The sequence below is a fragment of the Paraburkholderia sp. FW306-02-B genome (genome assembly GCF_058782725.1).
In genome coordinates this window covers 2,442,529-2,463,882 of sequence record NZ_JBYSXZ010000001.1, presented here as the reverse complement: position 1 = coordinate 2,463,882, position 21,354 = coordinate 2,442,529, and the positions used below count along the sequence as shown (strand labels likewise).

General features: G+C 60.8%; 22 protein-coding genes. 18 read left to right on the top strand and 4 right to left on the bottom strand.

From position 1 onward, the window contains the following. Positions 1 to 16: 16 nt before the first annotated feature. The 4 genes from styB (at position 17) to AC3WOG_RS10875 (ending at position 3,578) form a co-directional block, all read left to right on the top strand. On the top strand, positions 17 to 526 hold the full coding sequence (gene styB / locus AC3WOG_RS10890) for a styrene monooxygenase NADH-dependent flavin reductase subunit StyB (RefSeq protein WP_492577998.1): 510 nt from the start codon (positions 17 to 19) through the stop codon (positions 524 to 526). Between the two features lie 56 nt (positions 527 to 582). After that, positions 583 to 1,089, top strand: a complete 507-nt coding sequence (gene styC, locus AC3WOG_RS10885; protein ID WP_492577997.1) for a styrene-oxide isomerase StyC — start codon at positions 583 to 585, stop codon at positions 1,087 to 1,089. A 188-nt stretch (positions 1,090 to 1,277) separates the two neighbouring features. Then, entirely contained in the window at positions 1,278 to 2,774 is a 1,497-nt protein-coding gene (gene styD, locus AC3WOG_RS10880) for a phenylacetaldehyde dehydrogenase StyD (RefSeq protein WP_492577996.1), read from the top strand. A 114-nt stretch (positions 2,775 to 2,888) separates the two neighbouring features. After that, positions 2,889 to 3,578, top strand: coding sequence for an OmpW/AlkL family protein (locus tag AC3WOG_RS10875; protein WP_492577995.1), 690 nt, complete (start codon positions 2,889 to 2,891; stop codon positions 3,576 to 3,578). A gap of 15 nt (positions 3,579 to 3,593) precedes the next feature. Here AC3WOG_RS10875 and AC3WOG_RS10870 read toward each other — a convergent pair whose 3' ends face one another. Continuing rightward, positions 3,594 to 4,175, bottom strand: a complete 582-nt coding sequence (locus AC3WOG_RS10870; protein WP_492577994.1) for a TetR/AcrR family transcriptional regulator — start codon at positions 4,173 to 4,175, stop codon at positions 3,594 to 3,596. A 203-nt stretch (positions 4,176 to 4,378) separates the two neighbouring features. On the opposite strand from AC3WOG_RS10870, the gene AC3WOG_RS10865 reads away from it, so the two are divergent. From AC3WOG_RS10865 to AC3WOG_RS10800, 14 genes are all read left to right on the top strand, one after another. After that, positions 4,379 to 5,200: an alpha/beta fold hydrolase gene (locus AC3WOG_RS10865; RefSeq protein WP_492577993.1), complete on the top strand. Its 822-nt coding sequence runs from the start codon at positions 4,379 to 4,381 to the stop codon at positions 5,198 to 5,200. 4 nt (positions 5,201 to 5,204) lie between these two features. Beyond that, positions 5,205 to 5,501, top strand: a complete 297-nt coding sequence (locus AC3WOG_RS10860) for a hypothetical protein (protein ID WP_492577992.1) — start codon at positions 5,205 to 5,207, stop codon at positions 5,499 to 5,501. A gap of 20 nt (positions 5,502 to 5,521) precedes the next feature. After that, a complete protein-coding gene (locus AC3WOG_RS10855; RefSeq protein WP_492577990.1) occupies positions 5,522 to 6,364 on the top strand; it encodes a DODA-type extradiol aromatic ring-opening family dioxygenase in 843 nt (280 codons plus the stop codon). Between the two features lie 7 nt (positions 6,365 to 6,371). Continuing rightward, positions 6,372 to 6,716 (top strand): non-heme iron oxygenase ferredoxin subunit, encoded by a 345-nt coding sequence (locus AC3WOG_RS10850; protein ID WP_492577989.1) that lies wholly within the window; start codon positions 6,372 to 6,374, stop codon positions 6,714 to 6,716. 9 nt (positions 6,717 to 6,725) lie between these two features. Beyond that, on the top strand, positions 6,726 to 8,129 hold the full coding sequence (locus AC3WOG_RS10845; protein ID WP_492577988.1) for an aromatic ring-hydroxylating dioxygenase subunit alpha: 1,404 nt from the start codon (positions 6,726 to 6,728) through the stop codon (positions 8,127 to 8,129). Then, positions 8,126 to 8,680, top strand: a complete 555-nt coding sequence (locus AC3WOG_RS10840) for a 3-phenylpropionate/cinnamic acid dioxygenase subunit beta (RefSeq protein WP_492577986.1) — start codon at positions 8,126 to 8,128, stop codon at positions 8,678 to 8,680. The genes AC3WOG_RS10845 and AC3WOG_RS10840 overlap by 4 nt, the downstream gene beginning before the upstream one ends. Before the next feature lie 2 nt (positions 8,681 to 8,682). Continuing rightward, positions 8,683 to 9,489 (top strand): 3-(cis-5,6-dihydroxycyclohexa-1,3-dien-1-yl)propanoate dehydrogenase, encoded by an 807-nt coding sequence (hcaB, locus tag AC3WOG_RS10835; protein ID WP_492577985.1) that lies wholly within the window; start codon positions 8,683 to 8,685, stop codon positions 9,487 to 9,489. 26 nt (positions 9,490 to 9,515) lie between these two features. Beyond that, entirely contained in the window at positions 9,516 to 10,532 is a 1,017-nt protein-coding gene (locus AC3WOG_RS10830; RefSeq protein ID WP_492577984.1) for an NAD(P)H-dependent flavin oxidoreductase, read from the top strand. Between the two features lie 39 nt (positions 10,533 to 10,571). After that, positions 10,572 to 11,354 (top strand): 2-keto-4-pentenoate hydratase, encoded by a 783-nt coding sequence (locus tag AC3WOG_RS10825; RefSeq protein ID WP_492577983.1) that lies wholly within the window; start codon positions 10,572 to 10,574, stop codon positions 11,352 to 11,354. A gap of 107 nt (positions 11,355 to 11,461) precedes the next feature. Continuing rightward, positions 11,462 to 13,312, top strand: a complete 1,851-nt coding sequence (locus AC3WOG_RS10820) for a feruloyl-CoA synthase (RefSeq protein WP_492577982.1) — start codon at positions 11,462 to 11,464, stop codon at positions 13,310 to 13,312. 24 nt (positions 13,313 to 13,336) lie between these two features. After that, positions 13,337 to 14,293, top strand: a complete 957-nt coding sequence (locus AC3WOG_RS10815; protein WP_492577981.1) for an acetaldehyde dehydrogenase (acetylating) — start codon at positions 13,337 to 13,339, stop codon at positions 14,291 to 14,293. A 31-nt stretch (positions 14,294 to 14,324) separates the two neighbouring features. Continuing rightward, positions 14,325 to 15,341, top strand: coding sequence for a 4-hydroxy-2-oxovalerate aldolase (gene dmpG, locus AC3WOG_RS10810; protein ID WP_492577980.1), 1,017 nt, complete (start codon positions 14,325 to 14,327; stop codon positions 15,339 to 15,341). Positions 15,342 to 15,396: 55 nt separating this feature from the next. Continuing rightward, the gene (locus tag AC3WOG_RS10805) at positions 15,397 to 16,413 is read left to right on the top strand and encodes an FAD-binding oxidoreductase (protein ID WP_492577979.1); all 1,017 of its coding nucleotides are present in this window, start codon (positions 15,397 to 15,399) and stop codon (positions 16,411 to 16,413) included. 117 nt (positions 16,414 to 16,530) lie between these two features. Further along, on the top strand, positions 16,531 to 17,676 hold the full coding sequence (locus AC3WOG_RS10800) for a porin (protein ID WP_492577978.1): 1,146 nt from the start codon (positions 16,531 to 16,533) through the stop codon (positions 17,674 to 17,676). Between the two features lie 120 nt (positions 17,677 to 17,796). Here AC3WOG_RS10800 and AC3WOG_RS10795 read toward each other — a convergent pair whose 3' ends face one another. The 3 genes from AC3WOG_RS10795 to AC3WOG_RS10785 form a co-directional block, all read right to left on the bottom strand. Continuing rightward, positions 17,797 to 19,044, bottom strand: a complete 1,248-nt coding sequence (locus AC3WOG_RS10795) for a multidrug effflux MFS transporter (RefSeq protein WP_492579774.1) — start codon at positions 19,042 to 19,044, stop codon at positions 17,797 to 17,799. Positions 19,045 to 19,138: 94 nt separating this feature from the next. Further along, positions 19,139 to 20,143 carry an aldo/keto reductase gene (locus AC3WOG_RS10790; protein WP_492577976.1) on the bottom strand — a complete coding sequence of 335 codons (1,005 nt, stop codon included), beginning with the start codon at positions 20,141 to 20,143 and terminating at the stop codon, positions 19,139 to 19,141. Positions 20,144 to 20,319: 176 nt separating this feature from the next. Then, positions 20,320 to 21,213, bottom strand: coding sequence for a LysR family transcriptional regulator (locus AC3WOG_RS10785; protein ID WP_492577975.1), 894 nt, complete (start codon positions 21,211 to 21,213; stop codon positions 20,320 to 20,322). Positions 21,214 to 21,354: the final 141 nt, after the last annotated feature.

Below are 21,354 nucleotides of genomic sequence, written 5' to 3'. Positions count from 1 at the left end.
ACATGTAGGAATGCAAATGAATATAGTGGAAGATAAAGTTGCACCGGCGGACCTTGAGGCGAGAACGCGATTCCGCAAGGCGGTGTCCCTGTTCGCCACCGGCATCGCCGTGGTGACTGTTGAGGACAAGCAGGTGGGCAGCGTTCATGGGATGACGATCAACAGCTTTACGTCTATAAGCCTTGATCCGCCGACGGTGATGATCTCGCTAAAGCCGGGGCGCACTCACCGCCTTATATCCGAGCACGGACGTTTTGGCGTGAGCATTCTTCACGCCGACCAGGAAACCTGCTCGGCGCGGTTCAGCGGCCGTCCGGGCGCGGATCTTACGCCGGAATATGCGGTCCACGTTCAAGTGCCGGTTCTTCGTTCAAGTCTCGCCTGGTTCGACTGTGAAGTGATTGAGCGGGTCGAGGTGCATGACCATACGCTGTTTATCGCGAGCGTGGTTGCTTGCGAGGGAGTGGACGGCTCACCGCTCGTGTTCTTTGCGAGTCGATATCACAAGCAGAAGTTCTGGATATAGCGCTCAGCACGGTGCACCTTACCGATTCACTAAAAATTAAGTATACGGAGACAGGCATGGACAAGTCGCGGCAGCAGAAAATGGCAGGGCATGGTGTGCTGATGATCTTCTGCACGCTTCTATTTGGCTTGGGGCTTTGGATGCGGTTGCTGGGCGGCTTCGAGCTCTTTCCGGGGTACATCCTGCATTTCAACGTACCGGGCACCCCGGAAGGGTGGGCCCGCGCACACATCGGCCCCGCACTGAACGGGATGATGGTCATTGCGGTCGCATTCGTCTTGCCGGCTCTCGAGTTTTCCGAGAAGGCCAGTGCCCTGCTCGGATGGATCATCGTCGGCGATGGATGGTCTAACGTCGTCTTTTATTTCTTTGCAAATCTGGCGTCGAACCGTGGACTGTCGTTTGGAGGTAACCGCTTCGGGCCCGGTGACATCTTCGGCGTGATCGCTCTCGCTCCAGCGTATCTTTTCGGCGTACTAGCAATGGCGGCATTGTTCATCATTGGTTGGCGTGCCGTTCGCCCTTCGCGGACGATTAAACAGATTAAGGACGCTCACGCCTGATCGCGCGGCCGCCGATTCCTCGCCGGAGCGAGTTGCTTCTTCGTCGCGGAACAAAGCTCGTCCGCAAGGCACGCTGTCGTCCTGCCTCGATCAGGTCGCCTTTACAAGTTAAGTCTTCTCATGCGCGGCATCGCTCGCGGCGTGCCGGTGCGCTTATTTGTCGCCATCTTTACTCATAGGACATTTCGATGGATATCTCAGTCACCCTCGCGCCACAAGAACAAAATGCGAACCTGCGCACGCATATGCTGATCGCCGGTGAGTGGCAAGAAGCGCAGTCGGGGAAAACGATCGCAGTGTTCGATCCGGCGACGGGCCGTGAAATCGCGTCTGTTCCTGATGCCGACGCGGCTGACGTCGACCGCGCGGTCCTGTGCGCGGCCGCGACATTCCGATCGACCGCGTGGCGGACGATGTTGCCGGCCGCACGCGAGCGAATTCTGCTGCGACTTGCAGACCTTATCGAGGCTAACGGCGAGGAACTCGCGCATCTTGAAACGCGCAACAACGGGAAACTGCTCGCTTACTCGCGAATGTTCGAAGTGGGTGGAAGTGCGCAATGGCTTCGCTACATGGCGGGTTGGGCGACGAAGATTGCCGGTTCGACACTTGACCTCTCGTTACCTCTTCCGCCGGGTGTTCGCTCCTCCGCTTCGACCCGGCGAATTCCCGTGGGCGTCGTCGGGGCGATCATCCCATGGAATTTTCCGTTGCTGATGGCGATCTGGAAGATTGCGCCCGCTCTCGCTTGCGGCAATACCGTGGTGCTCAAACCTGCCGAAGAGACTCCGCTTACCGCCTTGCGGCTCGCAGAACTTGCCCTTGAAGCCGGGTTGCCGCCGGGCGCGCTCAATGTAGTGACGGGCCGCGGCGAGACGGCGGGTGCGGCTCTGGTTGCGCATCCGGCCGTGAACAAGATCGCCTTCACGGGTTCGACGGAGGTCGGCCGGCTGATTGGTTCAACGTGCGGGAAAAACCTCAAACCCGTTTCTCTCGAGCTCGGCGGCAAGAGTCCTGTCGTCGTCCTTGAAGATTGCGATCCGGCCGTAGCCGCGCGGGGTGCCGCAAGTGCGATCTTCTTCAACCACGGCCAGGTCTGCACCTCCGGGTCGCGTCTCTACGTTCATCAGCACATTTATGACGAGGTGTTGGGGCAACTCTCGGCGATCGCCGACAACATTGTGATCGGCGGCGGTCTGGACGAGTGCGCGCAGATGGGGCCCATGGTCTCCCGACACCATCAGCGGCGCGTGAAGTCCCTGATCGAGTCGGGGATCGCGGACGGCGCCGAGCTGCTTTGCGGCAACGGACCAACGCCTTCGGATGGCTACTTCGTTAGGCCGACTGTCTTCGCCAACCATGACAATCTCCCGATTCGACTCCTCAAGGAAGAGGTGTTCGGCCCTGTCCTGGTGGCGATGCCTTTCTCTGATCTTGCCGAAGTAGTAGCACACGCCAACGACTCGGCGTACGGGCTCGGCGCAAGTGTCTGGACAACTGATCTATCGGCAGCCCTTTCGATGACCGACTCGATCGAGGCCGGAACCGTCTGGGTCAACACGCACAACATGGTCGATCCGAATCTGCCGTTCGGCGGGTTCAAGAGTTCGGGCATTGGTCGCGAACATGGCGCTGCCGCCATCGACGCTTACACAAGCACAAAGTCAGTCTGCATTGCCTACTAAGGTAGGGAGGGGCGGACTGATGATAACTGGCCGACTGGGGCGGCTTCGCATGATTTTCCTGCACTGATTTCCCCGTAGCGGTACGAGAAATTTCAAAAAACCAGGAGACGGAAGGTGAGTACTACGAAATTGAAGTTGGCAGGACGAAAATCGGTCTGTAGTTTAGCGGCGTTCGGGTTGTTCTCGGCCGTTGCCCACGCGCAAAATATGCCGACGATGGAGGATGGCGGCCGCTGGTGGGTTCGAGCAGGTGCCGCATGGATCGCTTTTAATGCGAACGCGGATTTGACAGCCGGTGGACAGCCGGTACCAGGTGGAAACGCGGATGTAAAGAACAACGCGGCCTTTCTGGCGGAATTCGGTTATCGATTCACGCCAGGCCTTTCCTTAGGTCTTACCGTCGGCGTTCCGCCGACAACCACGTTGACGGGTACGGGATCCGTTGCAAGTGTCGGGACGATCGGGAAAGTGAAGTACGCGCCCGCCGCACTGACGCTTCAGTACCAGTTCCAGGCTCTGGCCCGTTACAACGTCTATCCGTACATTGGCGCTGGTGTAACGTTTATGAAAATCTTCGATACAACGGACGGTTCCGTTACCCACTTCCAGGCACGGAATGCCTGGGGCGGGTTGGCGCAGATCGGGTTGGAGTACCGCATAACGAAACACTTTGGCGTCTTTGTGGACGTCAAAAAATTCATCGTGCGTACGAGTGCGACCGGGAATCTGGGCCCTGCGCCTGTTCATGCCGCGGTACGTCTTGATCCGCTCGTTACGACAGCCGGCATAGCGTTTCGCTTCTAGAGGTCGAAGCGGCACCTAGCCAAGCAGCAGGCGCTCTACGAACGCCCGACGCTCAGCCTTCTGCGCCTGCGTGCCCTGATCCTCCAGGATGGATTCTGCCAGTTCGTAACTATAAAGCGCAAAGGCCCGCGAGCGGGCTTCCGCGATCCCGAATCCAAGTGCGCTGAAGCATTGTGCAATGTACGAGAGGCGCTTTGCGTCGACCTCGTTTACGATGCTGCGCGCCATTTCATCCCGTCGTCCCCACGCACGAATCGCGAGTTCGATCGACGCGGCTTCCTTCGCAGCGTCACCCCGGAATGGCAGTGTGAGCAGATCCCGGATCAGTTCGCGCGCCGACAGGTTCCGGCTCTCGAACCGGAGAATGATCTGCTCGGTCGCGGCATCACGCCACGACGTCAAGATGCGGCGCAGCAGATCTTCCCGATCCTTGAAGTGCCAATAGAAGCTGCCTTTCGTCACTCCCATTTCCTTCGCAAGCGATTCGACACCCACGGCGTCGATGCTGCGATTGACCAGCACTTTCGTGGCGGCGGCAATCCAGTCCTCAGGTCCAAATTGGGTTCGCCCGGTTTTCTCAACACGCGCTCGCGGCATCTCTGGCATCCCTGCCTATAGGTAGGCTTGCATTTTACCTCGTGATGACATACGAGTGCGTATCTATGACGCGAATCTATATTCACCCGATGATTTAAGTCAAAAATTTGCGTATTAATGCAGCGTAAACCCCAACAACTTTCGAATTGACGACCTGCATAAGTCTTCTTAACATACGCATACGTATGGAACAGGAGGTGGTGATGACGGATCAGGCAGGCGTTGGCAAACAGTTGGTCGCTGCGGACCACAAAACCAACTATTTCGATCAAGGGAAAGGCCAGCCGGTCTTTCTTCTTCACGGCTCAGGCCCGGGTGTGTCGGGCTGGTCAAACTGGAAGGGAGTGATGGGCGACCTCGCGGAGTCGTTCCGTGTCGTCGTGCCGGACATCGCCGGCTTCGGATTTACCGAGTTCAAGGACGGTAACCAGTACGACATCAAGCTGTGGGTCCGGCACTTGACCGGCATCATGGACGCGCTCGGCATCGAGAAAGCGTCGTTCGTCGGCAATTCGTTCGGTGGCGCGATCTCCTTGGGTCTCGCTGTTTTCGATCCGTCGCGGGTTGAGCGGCTCGTACTGCTCGGCACGCCCGCCGGTGAATTCGAGCAGACAGAAGGGCTGCGCTCAGCATGGGAGTACGAGCCGTCGCTCGAGAACATGGAAAAAACGATGCGTCTGTTTCCGTACGACCAGTCGATCATCACCGGGCAGATGATCCGGGACCGGTACGAGGCGAGCGCGCGTCCGGGCGCCCAGGATGCGCTGCGCAAGCTCATTCCGCGGCCAAATCCAGATGGGCCGACGATCGTGAAGGGCTTTCCGGAGCATGTCGTCACGAAGGTACAAGCTCCGACGCTCGTGCTGCATGGCCGCGAGGATCGGGTCGTGCCGCCCGCGTGTGGCCAGCTCCTCGCCCGCGCCATCCCGCGTGCAGATCTGCATCTGTTCGGTCGATGCGGTCACTGGGTCCAGACGGAACGTCGCGCGGACTTCCTTCATCTCGTCCGCCATTTCCTGGCTTGACACCATGAGTCGACATGTTCTTGAGCGTGTTCTGCATCAGCTCAGCGTCGATCGCTCAGCGAAGCAGCGCTTCAGCGACGACGCGGCGTCGTATCTGGCTCGGTTCGCCCTAACCGATGTCGAATGCGACATGGTTTTGACGTTCGATGTTGCGGGTTTGCAGAAGGCAGGAGTGAATCCGATGCTGACTATGGGCTTCTGGCAGGAACTGTCGCCTTCGCGGGATATGCGGGCCTACATGGAACAGCTTCGCCCAGTTGTAGACGGGGAAGCAGTGCACGTGGCAGCTCTCAAGCAATAGAAATCAGAGTGAAACCGAAAATGGGAAAAGTAGTTGGAGGGTTTCTCGTCCCTCACGATCCGGTCATGTTCGTCGCGCCGGACGCGCCGCCCCCTGCGGTCCGGCAACGCATGTGGGGTGCCTTCCACTCCTGCGCGGAGCGGCTCGCGGCGTTGCGGCCGACCAGTGTCGTCATCGTCGGTGCCGACCACTACATGCTGTTCGGCACGCACTGCCTGCCGAGCTTCCTGATCGGCACCGGCGATGTCGACGGCCCTCTCGATGCGCTGCCGGGTCTTAAGCGCGCTGTCATCCCGGATAGTGCGGACCTTGCTGCGCACATTGCCGCACATGGCCTCGAGAACGGTTTCGACTGGGCCGTGGCGCGCGCGCTGACTGTCGATCACTCCGTGGGTATCCCGAACCAGCTGATCGTGCAACCGCTTCGCGACTCTGGGGCTGAGGTCGGCACCATCCCCGTGTACCTGGCGGCCGGCGTCGATCCGTATATCCGGATTCCGCGGGCGGTCGCGCTCGGCCGCCAGATTCGCGATGCCGTCGAAGCGTACGAAGGCGATGCGCGGGTGGTCGTAATCGGCAGCGGTGGCATCAGCCACTGGGTCGGCACGGCGGAGATGGGCAAGGTAAACGAATCGTTCGATCGCGAAATCCTCGGCTATGCCGAACGGGGAGACATCGCCGCCATCAGCGGCTTATCAGATGCCTACATCCTCGACAACGGGGGGAACGGCGGCATGGAAATCCGCAACTGGGCCTGCGCGATGGGGACGCTCGAGGGCGCTCGCGGCGAGGTGATCGATTACGAGCCCGTGCCGGAGTGGGTGACGGGTCTCGGTTTTGTACAACTGCATATTGAGTCGTGAGGCGGGCGTGAACAACAAGGTATTTCTTCTCAAGCGCGAGAGCCTCGAGCCGGGTTCGGTAAGAAAGGTGGCGACGCCGACCTGCCCGCTCGCGGTCTACAACATTGAAGGCCGCTTCTATGCGACGAGCGACGTTTGCACACACGCGACCGCATCGTTGTCGGAAGGCGAAATCGTCGACGGCGACATGATCGTGTGCCCCGTGCACGACGGAATGTTCCATATCCCGACGGGACAGGCGGTGGCGTTCCCGTGCGAGGTCGATCTGCGCACCTATCGCGTAATTGAAGAGGGCGAGGACGTGTTCGCCGATCTGGATGCGGAGTCTGTGGACGCCGAGTCAGCTATCTGAGGAGTTGAAATGTCAAAGCACGAGTGTTCCGGGCAATGCGAGCGGACGCGGCGCGCGCCTGTCAGCGAACCGTTACCCTTTCTCGACCAACTGGTCGACCTCGAGAAAGGAAGCCTTTCGCGGCGCGTTTATTGGGACCAGCGCATCTACGAGCAGGAGTTGGAGAAGATTTTCGCCCGCAGCTGGCTGTTCCTTGCTCATGAATCCCAGCTTCCGAAGGCGGGCGATTATTTGACGACATACATGGCGGAAGACAATGTGATCGTCGTGCGTCAGAAGGATGGAACGATCAAGGCGTTCCTGAATACTTGTCCGCACCGAGGCAACAAGCTGAACTTCACGGATGCGGGTAACGCTCGCAGCTTCGTGTGCAATTATCACGGGTGGAGCTTCGGAATCGACGGCGCGCTCAAAGGTATGGCGGGACAGGAGCTCTTCGAGGCGAGCGGTATGGACAAATCCGAGCACGGCCTGCATCCGGTTGCGCAGGTGGCCAGCTACAAGGGGCTTGTGTTCGGCAATATGGACCCCGATGCACCATCGCTTGCCGAGTGGTTGGGCGACTTTCGTTATTACCTCGATGTCATGCTCGACATGGATGGAGAGGGCACCGAGTTCATTGGTGGGTGCGTCAAGTCTGTCATCAACTGCAACTGGAAGGTTCCCGTCGAGAATTTCATCGGGGACATCTACCACGCGCTGTGGACGCACGATTCGGCTGCGCGGGCGATGCTCGGAGGACCGGTCGCCCACGTCTACAGCGACCCCGACTCCTATCACGTGAACTTCAACGGCCATGGCTGGGAATTCAATTTAGACACCGTCGGCAATGCGGCGACCTTGGGCGACAAGGAGATCAGGAAATATCTTTACGGCATTCAGCCGAAGGTCGCTGAACGACTCGGCGTGTTCCGCTCGAAGATGATCGGCTCGATCTCGTCGGTCAGCGTGTTCCCGAATCTGTCGTTTCTGCCTGGGCAGAACACTTTCCGTGTCTGGCATCCACGCGGACCGGGAAAGATCGAGCTGCACACATGGACCATCGTCAACCGGAGCGCGCCGCAGGACATCAAGGACCGCTGGCTTAAGGGAGCAATGATGACCTTCTCGCCGTCAGGCGTGTTCGAGATGGACGACGGCGAGAACTTCGAGTTTTCGACGCGCACGAACGCGGGGTTCGTCACGCGCCAGCAGGAACTCTATATGGGACTCGGGCAGCGCTCGCGAATCGAGGACACCGAACTGCCGGGCAACGTGTACCGCAATCAGGTCAATGAAGCGAACCACAGAGCGTTCTATCAGCGCTGGCGCGACCTGTTAAGCGCCCGCAACTGGGACGAGATTGCTCAACGGGATACCCGAACCCTGCCGGAATCCAGTTTCGACTATTCAGTGTCGGAGGAGTCGGCATGAGCATGAAGATACTCGAAAAGGAAGCTGCTGAGCCAACGGGCAAGACCGTCGATCGCGACACAGCTTACAGGATCGAACAGTTTCTGTTCCAGGAAGCACGGCTGCTCGACAACGAGGCTTGGGAAGCGTGGCTCGCATTGATGGCAGACGATATTCACTACTGGATGCCGGCCATCGAAAACCGCCGTCGAGCCGATCGCCTCGGCGCCTACGCACCGGGCCGAGGTGCATATTTCGACGACAACCACCAGGACTTGTCGCGACGGGTCGCGAGATTCATGCAGCCGTCCGCCTGGGCTGAAGACCCGCCGACGCGGCATGTCCACGTGATCAGCAATGTGGAAGCGTACGTGGGCGAACAACCCGGCGAGTACCGCGTGCATTCGGCGTTCGTCAATTACCGCAGTCGCGGGGAGTCCGATAACGACCTTCTTCTCGGCCGACGCGAGGACGTGTTGCGCGAGCGTGCGGGCGGCTTCTGCATCGCACGGCGCAAGATCGTCATCACGCAGTCGCTCCTGATGTCGAAAAACCTGAATACCTTCTTCTGATCATGGGCTGGCTCAACGACGACGTAGCACTCATTACCGGCGCGAATTCGGGCATCGGTCTGGCTGTCCTTCGCCGCTTCCTCCAGGAAGGCATGCGCGGCGCCGGTGTCCTCATCCGCGACGGAAAACGCGCCGATGCGTTGCGCGAGGAGTTCGGCGAGAGGATTGTCATCACGGTAGGCGATGTCCGTTCGCCCGAAGCGAATCACCAGGCCGTCGAAGCAACGCTGAAAGCTTTCGGCAAACTCGACACGCTCGTCGGCAATGCGGGAGTGTGGGACCACTTTGCCTCCCTGCGCAAGCTGGACGGCGCCACGGCGAAATCGACCTTCGAAGAGGTTTTCGGCGTCAACGTGCTCGGCTATCTGCTGGCGGCGCAAGCCGCCGCACCGGCCTTGCGGGAGACGCGGGGCAGCATGATCTTCACGCTCTCCAATGCCAGCTTCTATGCCGGCGGTGGCGGCCCCGTCTATGTCGCCTCCAAGCACGCATGCGTCGGACTGATTCGGCAGCTTGCGTACGAACTTGCGCCCGACGTTCGTGTGAACGGGGTGGCGCCAGGCGGCACCGTGACGCCGCTCAAAGGCCCGGCGTCGCTTGGCAAACAGTCAGAGCGGCTTTCGGACATTCCCGGCTTCGCTGAAGCGGTGGCAGACGCCGTTCCTCTCGGGTTTATCGCGCAACCCGAGGACCACACGGGCCATTACGTGCTGCTCGCTTCGCGGACCAACTCGCCAGCCACCACCGCAGCTGTCCTGCAAAGCGACGGTGGTTGGGAGGTGCGCGGGCGCCCGCGGCGCAAAGCCTGACAACAACGTTCCACATGACTGAAACGATGAACTTACGAGATACACCGGACGCGTTGCGTTCGCTCTTTCAAAGCATCCGGCTACCGGTGATGGCCGCGCCGATGTTCCTTGTGTCCAGCCCCGCGCTGGTCAATGCCACGTCGCGGGCCGGCCTTCTCGGCACGTACGCCGCGCCGAACGCACGAAACATCGACGCACTCGACGATGCGCTCAGGGCGATCGCGCTGACCGCGGAGGCGGACGGCGGTGTGCCATGGGCACTCAACATGATCGTTCACAGCAGCTACGACCGTTTCGACGCAGAACTGACACTGGTGAGGAAATACCAGCCGACGGTGGTGTCGACCGCGTTGGGCAGCCCGCGGCGCGTGCTCGAGGCGGTGCATGGCTACGGTGGCTTCGTGTTGGCCGACGTCATCAACGTCGAGCTGGCGCGCAAGGCGGTAGAAGCGGGCGTGGACGGGCTCATCCTCGTGACGTCCGGCGCGGGCGGCCACACAGGGACCTACCATCCCTTCGCGTTCGTGAAGGAAGTGCGCAAATTCTGGCGTGGCCCGCTCGGTCTGGCAGGCGCGATCATGAGTGGTCCCGATATCCGTGCCGCGCAGCTCATCGGTGCCGACTTCGTGGTGATGGGCACGCGCTTCATCGCAACGCCCGAGAGCGCTGCGCAGCCTGAATATCGCGCGCTGCTGGTGGAAGGCTCCATGGAAGACCTCGTTCTTTCGAAAGCAGTGTCGGGCGTGCAGGCCAACTGGCTGCGTTCGACGCTGGACAGGGCTGGTCTATCCGAGGCGCAGTTGAAGGAGGACAAGAAGATTGATTTCTCCGGCGATATCAGCACGGCTCCCAAGGCATGGAAAGACGTCTGGTCAGCTGGGCACGGGATCGGCGCGATCGAGTCGATCGAACCGGTCGCCTGCGTGGTCGACGCGCTGGTCGAGGAATATCGCTCGTGCCTCGCAGAGGAGCGCGCGTCGCTGGATGTGCTCGAAGTGCAATACAGAGCACAGACGAGACCGACGGTCCTCACCGACATCTGAGTACGCAACGCAAAACAGACTAAGCAATTGGAGACTGCTATGACACGGGCAAACATATTGAAGGCGGCAGAGGCGCTGCGAAACGCGCGCGCCGAGCGTCGCACAATCGCGCGGGTTTCGCAAACCTACGGCATTGAAGGTTTGGAGGCCGCGTACGCCGTTGCGGAGGTCAACACGGAACAGGCCGTCGCCGCGGGACGGCGGATTTCCGGCAAGAAGATCGGCCTTACGTCGAAGGCGGTTCAGCAGCAACTGGGCGTCGACCAGCCCGACTTCGGTGTGCTGTTCAGCGATATGGAGTTTCTTACCGGCGACGTCGTGGCCGGCGAGAATCTCGTGCAACCCAAAGCGGAGGGCGAGGTTGCGTTTGTGATGGGACGGGACCTCGATTGCGAGGACATCACATGGGGGCGCTTTCTTAACGGAGTCGAATACGCATTGCCGGCCATTGAAATTGTCGATAGCGTCATCACCGACTGGAAGATTACGCTCGTCGACACCGTGGCCGACAACGCCTCCTGCGGGCTCTACGTACTTGGGAACACACCTCGCCGGATCACGGATGTCGATCTTGTTGCGTGCCAGATGGAATTCCAGCGCAACGAAAGCGCTGCATCCGAAGGAAGTGGTGCGGCCTGCCTGGGCAATCCTCTGTACGCCGCCTTGTGGCTCGCCAGAACACTGGCAAAAGTGGGGCAGCCTCTGCGTGCGGGGGACGTCGTGCTGTCCGGCGCGCTTGGACCCATGGTGCAGATCCGTGCCGGCGACAGTCTTGACCTGCAGATAGCGGGCCTGGGATGCGTCACCTGCCATATCGGATGACATTCCCGCGAAACAATAAAGGAGACAACGGATGAACGGTTTTTATGGTGGGTCTACGTCGCCAGCAGGCGTTAAGTTATGCGAACTGTCAGATGATTGAGCGGACCATGAACGAAATCTCATTCCGCTCGCCACTCACGTTGCCCGGCGCACTGGCAAGACCCTCGATTGTTCGTGAGCAACGCGAGGATGACAGCTTTGTGCTGCGCTCTGCTGTCGAACTTCGTCCTTACGATCGTTGCATCGGAGAATGGCTGCTCCACTGGGCGAGTCGCACGCCCGACGCCGTGCTATTCGCAGAATGTGTCGCGTCGCGAGATCCTTGCGAATGGCACACTGTTACCTATGCCGAGGCGCTCGAGCAGGTGAGGCGTATCGGGCAGGCCCTGATCAATCTGCAGTTGGATCGCAACCAGCCGGTCGTTGCCCTGTCGGATAACAGCGTGAATCTCGCGCTGCTCAGTCTCGGTGTGATGCACATCGGCGGCGCGATGACAGTCGTGTCGTCCGCCTACTCGCGCGCTGCGAACGATCGTAGCAAGCTCTACGCGATGCTCGACCAGATCGCTCCATCCTTGATCTATGCGGAGGATGCTGCGCTCTACGCCGGCGTCATCGACGGTTACGCACGGCGGGTGCCTGTCGTGTACAGCGCTAACGCGCCGCGCAACGGCATCCGCTTCGACGATCTGACCGCCGCACCAGCGACACCGGAGGTCGATGCCGCGTTTACTTCGATTACACGCGACACGCCTGCCCGGATGTTGCTGACGTCCGGCTCGACAGGCTCGCCGAAGCTGGTCGTGAATACACACGGCATGCTCTGCGCTAACCAGCAAATGATTGCCCAATGCTGGCCGTTCGTCGATCGCCACCGTCCCGTGATACTCGACTGGCTTCCCTGGAGCCACACGTTCGGCACGAGTCACAATTTCAACCTTGTACTTCGGAACGGCGGGGCGCTCTACATCGACGATGGGCGACCCATGCCCGGGAAAATCGAACGGACCGTGGAAAACATCAAAGCCGTTCGTCCCACGATGTATTTCAACGTGCCGAAAGGGTATGACGCGCTGCTTCCGGTTCTCGAAGCCGACGTGAGCGCGGCGCGTTCGCTCTTCGGCCGGCTCGAGATTCTGTTCTTTGCGGGCGCCGCACTTGCGCAGAAAACTTCGGACCGGTTGAAGGCCGCTGCCGCCGTGGTCCGGGACGAGCCGCTTTTCCTGACCACTGAATGGGGTTCAACGGAAACATCGCCGGTTGTCACAAGTGCTCACTTCGAGACGGAAGACGCAAAAAATATCGGCGTGCCAGCGCCCGGCATTGAGCTCAAGTTTGTACCGACACATGGAAAGTTCGAAATGCGCGTGCGCGGTCCGTCGGTGTTCCGTGAGTACCGAGGCGATCCGGAAAAGACCCACGCGGCGTTCGACGAAGAAGGGTTCTATCTGATCGGCGACGCTGGACGCCTTGTGAATCCGGACGATCCTGATCAGGGAATCATTTTCGATGGCCGGGTGGCGGAGGACTTCAAGCTGACGACTGGCACCTGGGTTTCGGTGGGGCCACTCCGACTACGGGTGTTGTCAGGCCTCGCACCGTACGCGCTCGATGTCGTCGTGGCCGGTCACGACCGCGATGAAGTCGGCATTCTGGTGTTCCCGTCGCCAGCGTTACGAGCACTGGCGAAAGACGTGGACAACGCATTCACGGGCGATGAACTGGTTCGTTGCGCAAGCGTTCGGGCGACGCTTCAGGCACTGCTGGTCGAACTGTGTGCCGGAGTCGGCTCGTCCCAGAGACCCAACCGTGCATTGATCCTGTCCTCGCCACCTTCGATCGAACTCGGTGAAATCACCGACAAGGGTTACATCAATCAGCGAACAGTGCTTGCGCTTCGGGCATCCGAAGTGCAGCGGCTTTTCAGTAACGACGACGCGGTCATTTACGCGCGCTGACACTCCGAACTCCAGAGGAAATCGATGAGCAAAAAACTCAAGGCGGCCATTGTCGGTTCCGGCAACATCGGGACCGACCTGATGATCAAGGTCCTGCGGCACGGCGTGCATATCGAAATGGGGGCGATGGTCGGAATCGACCCGGCGTCCGACGGACTCGCGCGCGCACAGCGTTTGGGCGTTCCAGTCTGCTCGTCGGGCGTGGCCGGACTTGTCGACCAGCCCGAGTTCGCTGATATCGACATCGTCTTCGACGCGACGTCGGCCAACGCGCATATCGCCAATGATCGTCTGCTTCGCGAACGAAAGCCCGACATCCTGACGGTCGATCTGACGCCGGCCGCCATCGGGCCGTACTGCGTCCCGGTGGTCAATCTCGAGCAGAACCTCGCCGCGCGCAACGTCAACATGGTGACGTGTGGGGGGCAGGCGACGATTCCTATCGTGGCCGCCATCGCATCGACTACCGAGGTGGCCTATGCGGAAATCGTCGCATCGATCTCCAGCCGCTCCGCGGGCCCGGGTACGCGGGCCAATATCGATGAGTTCACCGAGACGACGACAAGGGCGCTGGAAGTGGTTGGCGGCGCGCACAAGGGCAAGGCGATCATCATCCTGAACCCGGCCGAGCCGCCTCTGCTGATGCGCGACACCGTCTACACGTTTTCAGCCGAGGGCGACGAGGCGCAAATCGAAGGCGCGATCGAGGACATGGTTGAGCGGGTCAAGCGCTACGTCCCGGGATACCGCCTGAAGCAGCGAGTGCAGTTCGAACGCTTCCCTGCGGAACATGCCCTCAACGTTCCAGGGATCGGCGCAATGGCTGGGTTAAAGACCACGGTATTTCTCGAAGTGGAGGGCGCCGCGCACTATCTGCCTGCTTACGCAGGCAACCTGGACATCATGACTTCGGCTGCGCTGGCGACCGGGGAGCGGCTCGCTGAGCGCCGCCTTGCCGCCACGCATGCCGCTCTCGCCTGACCCCCGTGAAGCCCACCAGACAGTCAACACCATGAAAGACAAACTCTACATCTCCGATGTCACGCTGCGTGACGGCTCGCACGCGATTCGCCATCAATACAGCATCGCTGACGTCAAGCGAATCGCAGTCGCCCTTGACGCTGCGCGCGTCGACTCGATCGAAGTGGCACACGGCGACGGCCTGCAGGGATCGTCGTTCAACTATGGATTCGGCGCGCACACCGACGTGGAATGGATCTCCGCGGTGGCGGAGACGGTGACGCATGCGAAAGTTGCGACGCTGCTGATCCCCGGCATAGGCACGATTCATGACCTTCGGCAAGCCTACGATGCCGGCGCGCGCGTCGTGCGCGTTGCCACGCACTGCACGGAAGCCGACATTTCGCGGCAGCACATCGAAGCCGCCCGCGAGCTTGGCATGGATACGGTCGGCTTCCTGATGATGAGCCATATGACTACGCCATCAGAACTCGCCCGGCAGGCCAGGCTGATGGAGAGTTACGGCGCGACGTGTGTGTACGTTGTCGATTCGGGCGGCGCACTGACGATGAACGACGTGCGCGACCGGTTCCGGGCTTTCAAGGACACGCTCGACGCCTCGACCGAAACGGGTATGCATGCGCATCACAACCTCAGTCTGGGCGTGGCGAACTCAATCGTCGCCGTTGAAGAGGGTTGCGATCGCGTCGATGCAAGCCTTGCCGGCATGGGCGCCGGTGCGGGGAACGCGCCGCTCGAAGTCTTCATCGGTGCAGCCGAGCGCATGGGCTGGAAGCACGGATGCGACCTGTACACGCTGATGGATGCTGCAGACGATATCGTCCGCCCGCTTCAGGATCGGCCGGTCCGGGTCGATCGCGAGACGCTGGCGCTGGGTTACGCCGGTGTTTATTCGAGCTTCCTTCGTCACGCGGAGAAAGCCGCGGAGCAGTACGGCCTCAAGACTGTGGACATTCTGGTCGAGTTGGGCCGCCGCCGCATGGTCGGTGGCCAGGAAGACATGATCGTCGACGTGGCGCTCGACCTGAGGGAGCGTATGTCCGCATGACGGTCTATACCGCCTTCGCAACCTCACATCGTCCTCTTTTGCAAACAACGGATTCATGGTCACGCACACGATTACTTTCGCGCCCGCAGGTGTCAAGCTGGCGTGCAATGACGAAACGACACTCCTCGACGCTGCCATGGCGGCCGGTTTCTTTCCGAGGCACAGTTGCCGACGAGGCGAGTGCGGTGCGTGCGAGGCAAAGCTCGTTGCAGGTCGTGTGCGCTATCCGGAGCACATTGAGACGGCCAGAGTTGCGGAGCAGCGCTGTCTCACCTGCGTTGCATTGCCCTTGAGCGATGTCACGCTCGAAGCCGCTGAGATATCGGCTACGCCGGGACGGCCTGTCGTCAAGACCGGTGCCCGAGTCACGTCGGTGGAGCGAGCCAGCAAGGACGTTTCCGTCGTCCGGTTGCAGTTGCCTCCCGCCGCCGGCTTTCTCTTCGAGCCGGGTCAGTACCTCGATGTGGTATTGCGCGACGGCACACGGCGCAGCTATTCGATGGCCAACAAGCCGGACGCGGAAGGGAACGTAGAACTGCACATTCGCGCCATGCCTGGGGGACGGTTCTCGCAGCACGTCTACCAGAACCTGAAACCGCGAGATTTGCTGCGCGTCGAGGGGCCATTCGGAACTTTTACGTTGAGCGATTCAACCGCGCCTGTCGTACTACTGGCGTCAGGAACCGGCTATGCGCCGATCGCATCGATGATGAGATCCCATCAGTCGACGTTGGCATCACGCTGCGCCGTGCTCTATTGGGGAGGTCAGAGGCAAGAGGATCTTTATGCGTTTGCCGAAGCGCAGCGTTGGGCCGGACAATCTAGCCGCCTCAGGTTCGTGCCCGTGCTGTCCGATTCATCCGCGGACTGGGACGGACGCCGAGGTTTCGTCCATCAAGCGGTGCAGCAAGACTTCCCCGACCTGTCGGCGTGTGAAGTGTACGCCTGCGGTAAACCGCTAATGGTCGATGCCGCACGTCATTCGTTCATCGGCGAGAACGGACTCTCGCCCTCCTGTTTCTTTAGCGACGCATTTATCGCAGCACCTGCGGCGACATCGCCCGTGACGTGAAGCCGCGCGTGGCGACGCGCCAAGTGCGTCAGGTCGCCCGGGCATGTATTGCCCGCTGGCAGGTCGGCGTTCGGCCGGGCCACGACCCGCACCGGACTATGGCGAGCAAATACAACAATGGAGACAACAATGAAAGCGAGATATTTATTCTGTGGCGGACTTTGCGCGTTTGCCGTGGGAGCCCATGCGCAAAGCAGTGTGACCTTGTACGGGATTATCGATACAGGTGTCGAATACGTGTCGCATGCGAATACGGCAGGAGACAGCGTGGTGCGCATGCCAGCCATTACCGGGGAACTGCCGTCGAGGTGGGGACTGCGCGGCACGGAAGATCTCGGCGGCGGATACAAGGCGGTGTTCACGCTCGAGAGCGGATTCAACGTCGGCAAGGGCGATAGCGGTCAGGGCGGGCGCTTCTTCGGACGTCAGAGCTGGATTGGCATTGACGGGCCGTTCGGAACAATATCGTTTGGCCGGCAATACACGATGACTTACCTTGCCGTCATCGATGCCGATGTCATCGGACCGAACATCTACGGTATGGGCTCGCTGGACGCGTATATCCCGAACGCGCGCAGCGACAACACCATTGCTTATAAGGGGAAGTTTTCGGGTCTGACGATCGGCGGAAGCTACTCGTTTGGGCGGGATTCCACGGGGACAGGCAACTCACCGGGGCAGGGCACATGCGCGGGTCAGGTTGCAGGTCATCAGACGGAGTGCCGCTCATGGTCCGCGATGATCAAATACGACGCGCCGTGGTTCGGCGCCGCAAGCTCATATGAGGAGCAGCGCGGGGGGGGCGGAGCTGCCGCCAACTTCTTTGATGGCGTCAAGCCGCTGGCGCTGACGGCGGACGGCGACAAGGACGATCGCGCCCAGCTGAATGGATACGTGAAGTTCTACGGGGCGAAGGTGGCGGGAGGCTGGGTCGGTCGTTGGGTCAGCACCGACGCCTCCGGTGGCCCGAATGTCCACTCTAACCTTTTTTATGTGAGTGCGAGCTACCTCGTCACGCCGAGCGTGATTGTTGACGGCGGCGTTTATCGGGTTGTTATAAGTGGTCAGGACGCACGCGCAACGCTCGGTGTTCTAAGAGGCACATATCTGCTCTCGAAGCGAACCGCAGTCTATCTGCAAGGCGCATACCTCGGTAACAGCAGACACGCGAGTTATTCCGTGAGCGCAGGGGGAGGTGGAACGACGCCAGCGGCGGGGCAGGGCCAGTTCGGTGCCATGGCGGGCATTCGCCAACTCTTCTGAATACGGTGGGGGCGGGTGTTAGCCGTAGTAGGTAGGCCGACGCCCGCCCGACCTCGACGACGTTCCTTTTTTAATTCTGCCGGCGTCTGTCCGCGAATGAGGGAAATCCAATGCTGCCGATCAGCCAGCAGCTTTTGCCGCGCCCGGAGTGAACGCGGCCGTTGGCACGAGCAACATCGCGCAAAGTACGCTACCGACGCCCATTAGCGCGATGACGCAACCCATCGGCCACGGTGTGCCGTCCGCGAAGAGACCGACCAGCGCCGATCCCGCAATGCCTGTGCCGTACTGGATTGCGCCGATCAGCGCCGACACGGCTCCAGCGCGCTCGGGGAAGGTGGCGAGCGCACCCGCAATCGAATTGGCCACCACCAAACCGGTTGCCGAGGCGAACGCGAAGAGTGGAATCGCGAGGCCCAGCAGCCCGCCCCAGCCAGTCCATGAGTCGAGCGCGAGCAGCAGGCCGGCGACTGCGGCGCCGAGGGTGCCCGTGCGCATCAGGTGATCGCTGCCCAGCCGCGCCACCAGCCTGGCGTTGATCTGATTCATGAGCATGATGCCGACGATCCCCGCGCCCAACAGCACGCCGTAGAACTGCGGCGATACGCGGTAGTACGTGATGTACGCGAACGGCGAACCGGCGATATAAGCAAAGGTGCCGCCATAGAAGAAGCCGCCGGCGCCTGCGTAGCCGAGCACACGGCGATGCCGGAGGAGTTCGGCGTAGGCGGCCAGCGCACGCCGCAGCGGCTCACGATTGCGGCGCTCTAGTGGCAATGTCTCGGGCAGCGCGTAGAGCGCCGCGAGCGTCGCGAATCCGAGCGCCACCAGCGTCCAGAAAATGGCGCGCCACGACGCGACATGGAGGATCAGGCCGCCTACGCTCGGCCCGAGCAGGGGCGCGATCGCCATCACCGTCATCAACGTCGACATCATCTGCGCTGCGCGATGGCCGGTGTAGAGATCACGCACCATCGCGCGGGCCAGCACGACGCTGGCGCAGGCGCCCACGGCCTGGAGGGCGCGCCAGCCGACCAGCATCGGCGCATTCGTCGATAGCGCGCAGCCGGCCGAACCGGCGACGAACAACACCAATCCGATCGCGACGGGCAGGCGGCGGCCGTAGCGATCACCGATGGGGCCCCACAGAAGCTGGCCGAGACTGAAACCGATCAGGTAACCCGAAATCGTCAGCTCGACGGCGCCGGTATTGGCGTGAAGCGCCACGGCCATCGTGGGAAGCGCGGGCAGGTACAGGTCCGTCGAAATCGACGCGAACGCCATCAGCAGGCTCAGGGTCGCCAGAATCTGCAGATTGTGTGTTTTCGCGGCTTGACGAACGGCAGAGGATCGATCGTTCATCGACATGATTCGGGAAATTTTGTTTTGCGCGCACAGCAACACGCCGGTGCCACGAGAGCCGCGCACCGGCGTGTTGCTCGCACAAGTTCTGCACCTTGCTTCAGATGGTTCGACGACCTTCGATCGGATATCCGGGATCCGTATAGCCTGGCGTTGACGCGTGGCCCGGCGGAACCAGACTGTCGACGAATTTTTCGTCGTCGGGTCCGAGTTGCAGCTTCAGCGCTTCGACGTAGCTGTCCCAATGCGCTTCCGTACGCGGACCCGCAATCGTGGCGCTGACGAACGGGTTCTTGAGTACCCAGGCCAATGCAAAGGCGATCGAAGTCGTACCGCGTGCCGCAGCGTGGACAGCAACCTTTTGCGCGATCGCCAGCGATTCCGGCCGCCATTCGGTCTGCTGGATCCGCTTGTCGCCGCGGCCTGTACGCGAGTCGGCCGGCGGCGGGGCATCCACCGGATACTTGCCGCTGAGCACGCCCCGCGCGAGCGGGCTATACGGAACGACGCCGATGCCATAGTGTGCTGCGGCGGGCAATTGCTCGACCTCCGCGGTACGGTCAACCATGTTGTACAGCGGTTCGCTGGCGACCGGCCGATCGATGCCGAGTTGATCGGCAAGACGCACGATTTCAGCGATGCGCCATCCGCGGAAGTTCGACACGCCGAAATAGCGGATCTTGCCCTGGCGGATCAGATCGCCGATGGCGCGCACGCCTTCTTCCAGCGGAGCGTCGATCAAGGCGCGATGGAAGTAGAGGATATCGATGTAGTCGGTGCCGAGACGCTTCAGGCTCGCTTCGACCGACTGAACGATCCACTTGCGCGACTGCCCCTGTTCATTCGGGCCCTGCGACGTCGGAAAGCCGAACTTCGTCGCGACGACCCAGCTGTCACGCCGATCCGCAATGGCGCGACCCACGATCTCTTCCGAACGCCCTGCGTGATAGACGTCGGCCGTATCGATGAAATTAACGCCCTGATCGAACGCCTTGTCGATGATGCGTTTCGAGGTCGCCTCGTCGGTCTCTGCGCCGAACATCATTGCACCCAGACACAACGGCGAAACCTTGAGGGCGCTACGACCCAGATATCGATAATCCATTACTTTTCTCCGTGCAGGCTGTGCCTGCGGTTCATCATTCGCGAAGCTGCCGCGCTGAATGTTGAGTCAGGTGAGATGATAGGCAGGCACTGTCTATTGATAAAGCCCACGAAACCGCATGCTGCTATGAGCCATATTCATGAATGCGCACAGGCTGGTTGGTCGCTTCGCGCCGCTCACGCACGGTGACGCAGCGCGTCGATGACGAGGACCATCGCTCGTGAAGACTCGCGACGGCTGGCGTAATAAGCGTGCAAACCCGGAAAAGTAGGGCACCAGTCTTCAAGTACCAAGACGAGGCGGCCTGCCGCAACGTGCGTCTGCACCAGATCCGCGGGGACGTACGCAAGACCGTACCCCGATAACGCCGCATCCAGCATCTGATAGGTTCCGTTGAAAGCGAGCTGACCGTCTACCCGCGCCTGCACTTCACGATTGCCTTTTTTGAGCTCCCACGCGTAGAACGCACCCAGCGTCGGCAGACGCAGATTAATGCAATTGTGCGTCGTCAGGTCATGCGGAGTCTTTGGCCGTGCCCGCTTTTCCAGATAGGCAGGCGAGCCGACGATTGCCATACGCATATCCGGCGCGATGCGGACCGCGATCATGTCTTTTGCGACCTGATCGCCGTTGCGAACACCGATGTCATAGCGGTCCGCAACGATATCGGAGAGACCATAGTCCGTGATGATTTCAACCTTGATTTCCGGATACTTGCGAAGGACCTTGGACAATCTGGGCCAAAGGATTGTCCTGGTCGCGTAGTCGGTTGCGGTGATGCGAATGGTGCCGGCGGGTTTATCCCGCAGCTCGGTCACGGCTGTCAGCTCCGCTTCGATCTCCTCGAAGCGGGGCGCGACCGTCTGGAGAAGACGTTCGCCTGCCTCGGTGGGGGAGACGCTGCGTGTGGTGCGAGTCAGAAGCCGAAGGCCGAGTCGGGTTTCGAGCGCGCGGATCGTATGGCTCAACGCGGATTGGGACACGCCCAACTGCGCGGCCGCACGGGTGAAGCTGCGCTCGCGCGCAACGGCAATGAAGGCAAGCAGATCGTTAAAGTTTTCGCGCGGCATTGATGAACCCATCTCATAGGTGTTTGCTGATTTTAGCGTCTAGTCACACGTGATCGCGATGGTTAAATTCATCTCTTGCGCGCTCTTTGACCCGTTGCTGAAAGGATCCGGTAGATGAAAATTGTCGTTGTAGCAGCGGCA

Coding starts and splice junctions, on each gene's coding strand:
- AC3WOG_RS10825 (WP_492577983.1), top strand. CDS start 10,572: ATGACACGGGCAAACATATTGAAGGCGGCAGAGGCGCTGCGAAACGCG.
- styC (WP_492577997.1), top strand. CDS start 583: ATGGACAAGTCGCGGCAGCAGAAAATGGCAGGGCATGGTGTGCTGATG.
- AC3WOG_RS10860 (WP_492577992.1), top strand. CDS start 5,205: ATGAGTCGACATGTTCTTGAGCGTGTTCTGCATCAGCTCAGCGTCGAT.
- AC3WOG_RS10855 (WP_492577990.1), top strand. CDS start 5,522: ATGGGAAAAGTAGTTGGAGGGTTTCTCGTCCCTCACGATCCGGTCATG.
- styB (WP_492577998.1), top strand. CDS start 17: ATGAATATAGTGGAAGATAAAGTTGCACCGGCGGACCTTGAGGCGAGA.
- AC3WOG_RS10840 (WP_492577986.1), top strand. CDS start 8,126: ATGAGCATGAAGATACTCGAAAAGGAAGCTGCTGAGCCAACGGGCAAG.
- AC3WOG_RS10845 (WP_492577988.1), top strand. CDS start 6,726: ATGTCAAAGCACGAGTGTTCCGGGCAATGCGAGCGGACGCGGCGCGCG.
- AC3WOG_RS10815 (WP_492577981.1), top strand. CDS start 13,337: ATGAGCAAAAAACTCAAGGCGGCCATTGTCGGTTCCGGCAACATCGGG.
- AC3WOG_RS10790 (WP_492577976.1), bottom strand. CDS start 20,143: ATGGATTATCGATATCTGGGTCGTAGCGCCCTCAAGGTTTCGCCGTTG.
- AC3WOG_RS10830 (WP_492577984.1), top strand. CDS start 9,516: ATGAACTTACGAGATACACCGGACGCGTTGCGTTCGCTCTTTCAAAGC.
- dmpG (WP_492577980.1), top strand. CDS start 14,325: ATGAAAGACAAACTCTACATCTCCGATGTCACGCTGCGTGACGGCTCG.
- AC3WOG_RS10865 (WP_492577993.1), top strand. CDS start 4,379: ATGACGGATCAGGCAGGCGTTGGCAAACAGTTGGTCGCTGCGGACCAC.
- styD (WP_492577996.1), top strand. CDS start 1,278: ATGGATATCTCAGTCACCCTCGCGCCACAAGAACAAAATGCGAACCTG.
- AC3WOG_RS10820 (WP_492577982.1), top strand. CDS start 11,462: ATGAACGAAATCTCATTCCGCTCGCCACTCACGTTGCCCGGCGCACTG.
- AC3WOG_RS10805 (WP_492577979.1), top strand. CDS start 15,397: ATGGTCACGCACACGATTACTTTCGCGCCCGCAGGTGTCAAGCTGGCG.
- hcaB (WP_492577985.1), top strand. CDS start 8,683: ATGGGCTGGCTCAACGACGACGTAGCACTCATTACCGGCGCGAATTCG.
- AC3WOG_RS10795 (WP_492579774.1), bottom strand. CDS start 19,044: ATGTCGATGAACGATCGATCCTCTGCCGTTCGTCAAGCCGCGAAAACA.
- AC3WOG_RS10800 (WP_492577978.1), top strand. CDS start 16,531: ATGGAGACAACAATGAAAGCGAGATATTTATTCTGTGGCGGACTTTGC.
- AC3WOG_RS10785 (WP_492577975.1), bottom strand. CDS start 21,213: ATGCCGCGCGAAAACTTTAACGATCTGCTTGCCTTCATTGCCGTTGCG.
- AC3WOG_RS10870 (WP_492577994.1), bottom strand. CDS start 4,175: ATGCCGCGAGCGCGTGTTGAGAAAACCGGGCGAACCCAATTTGGACCT.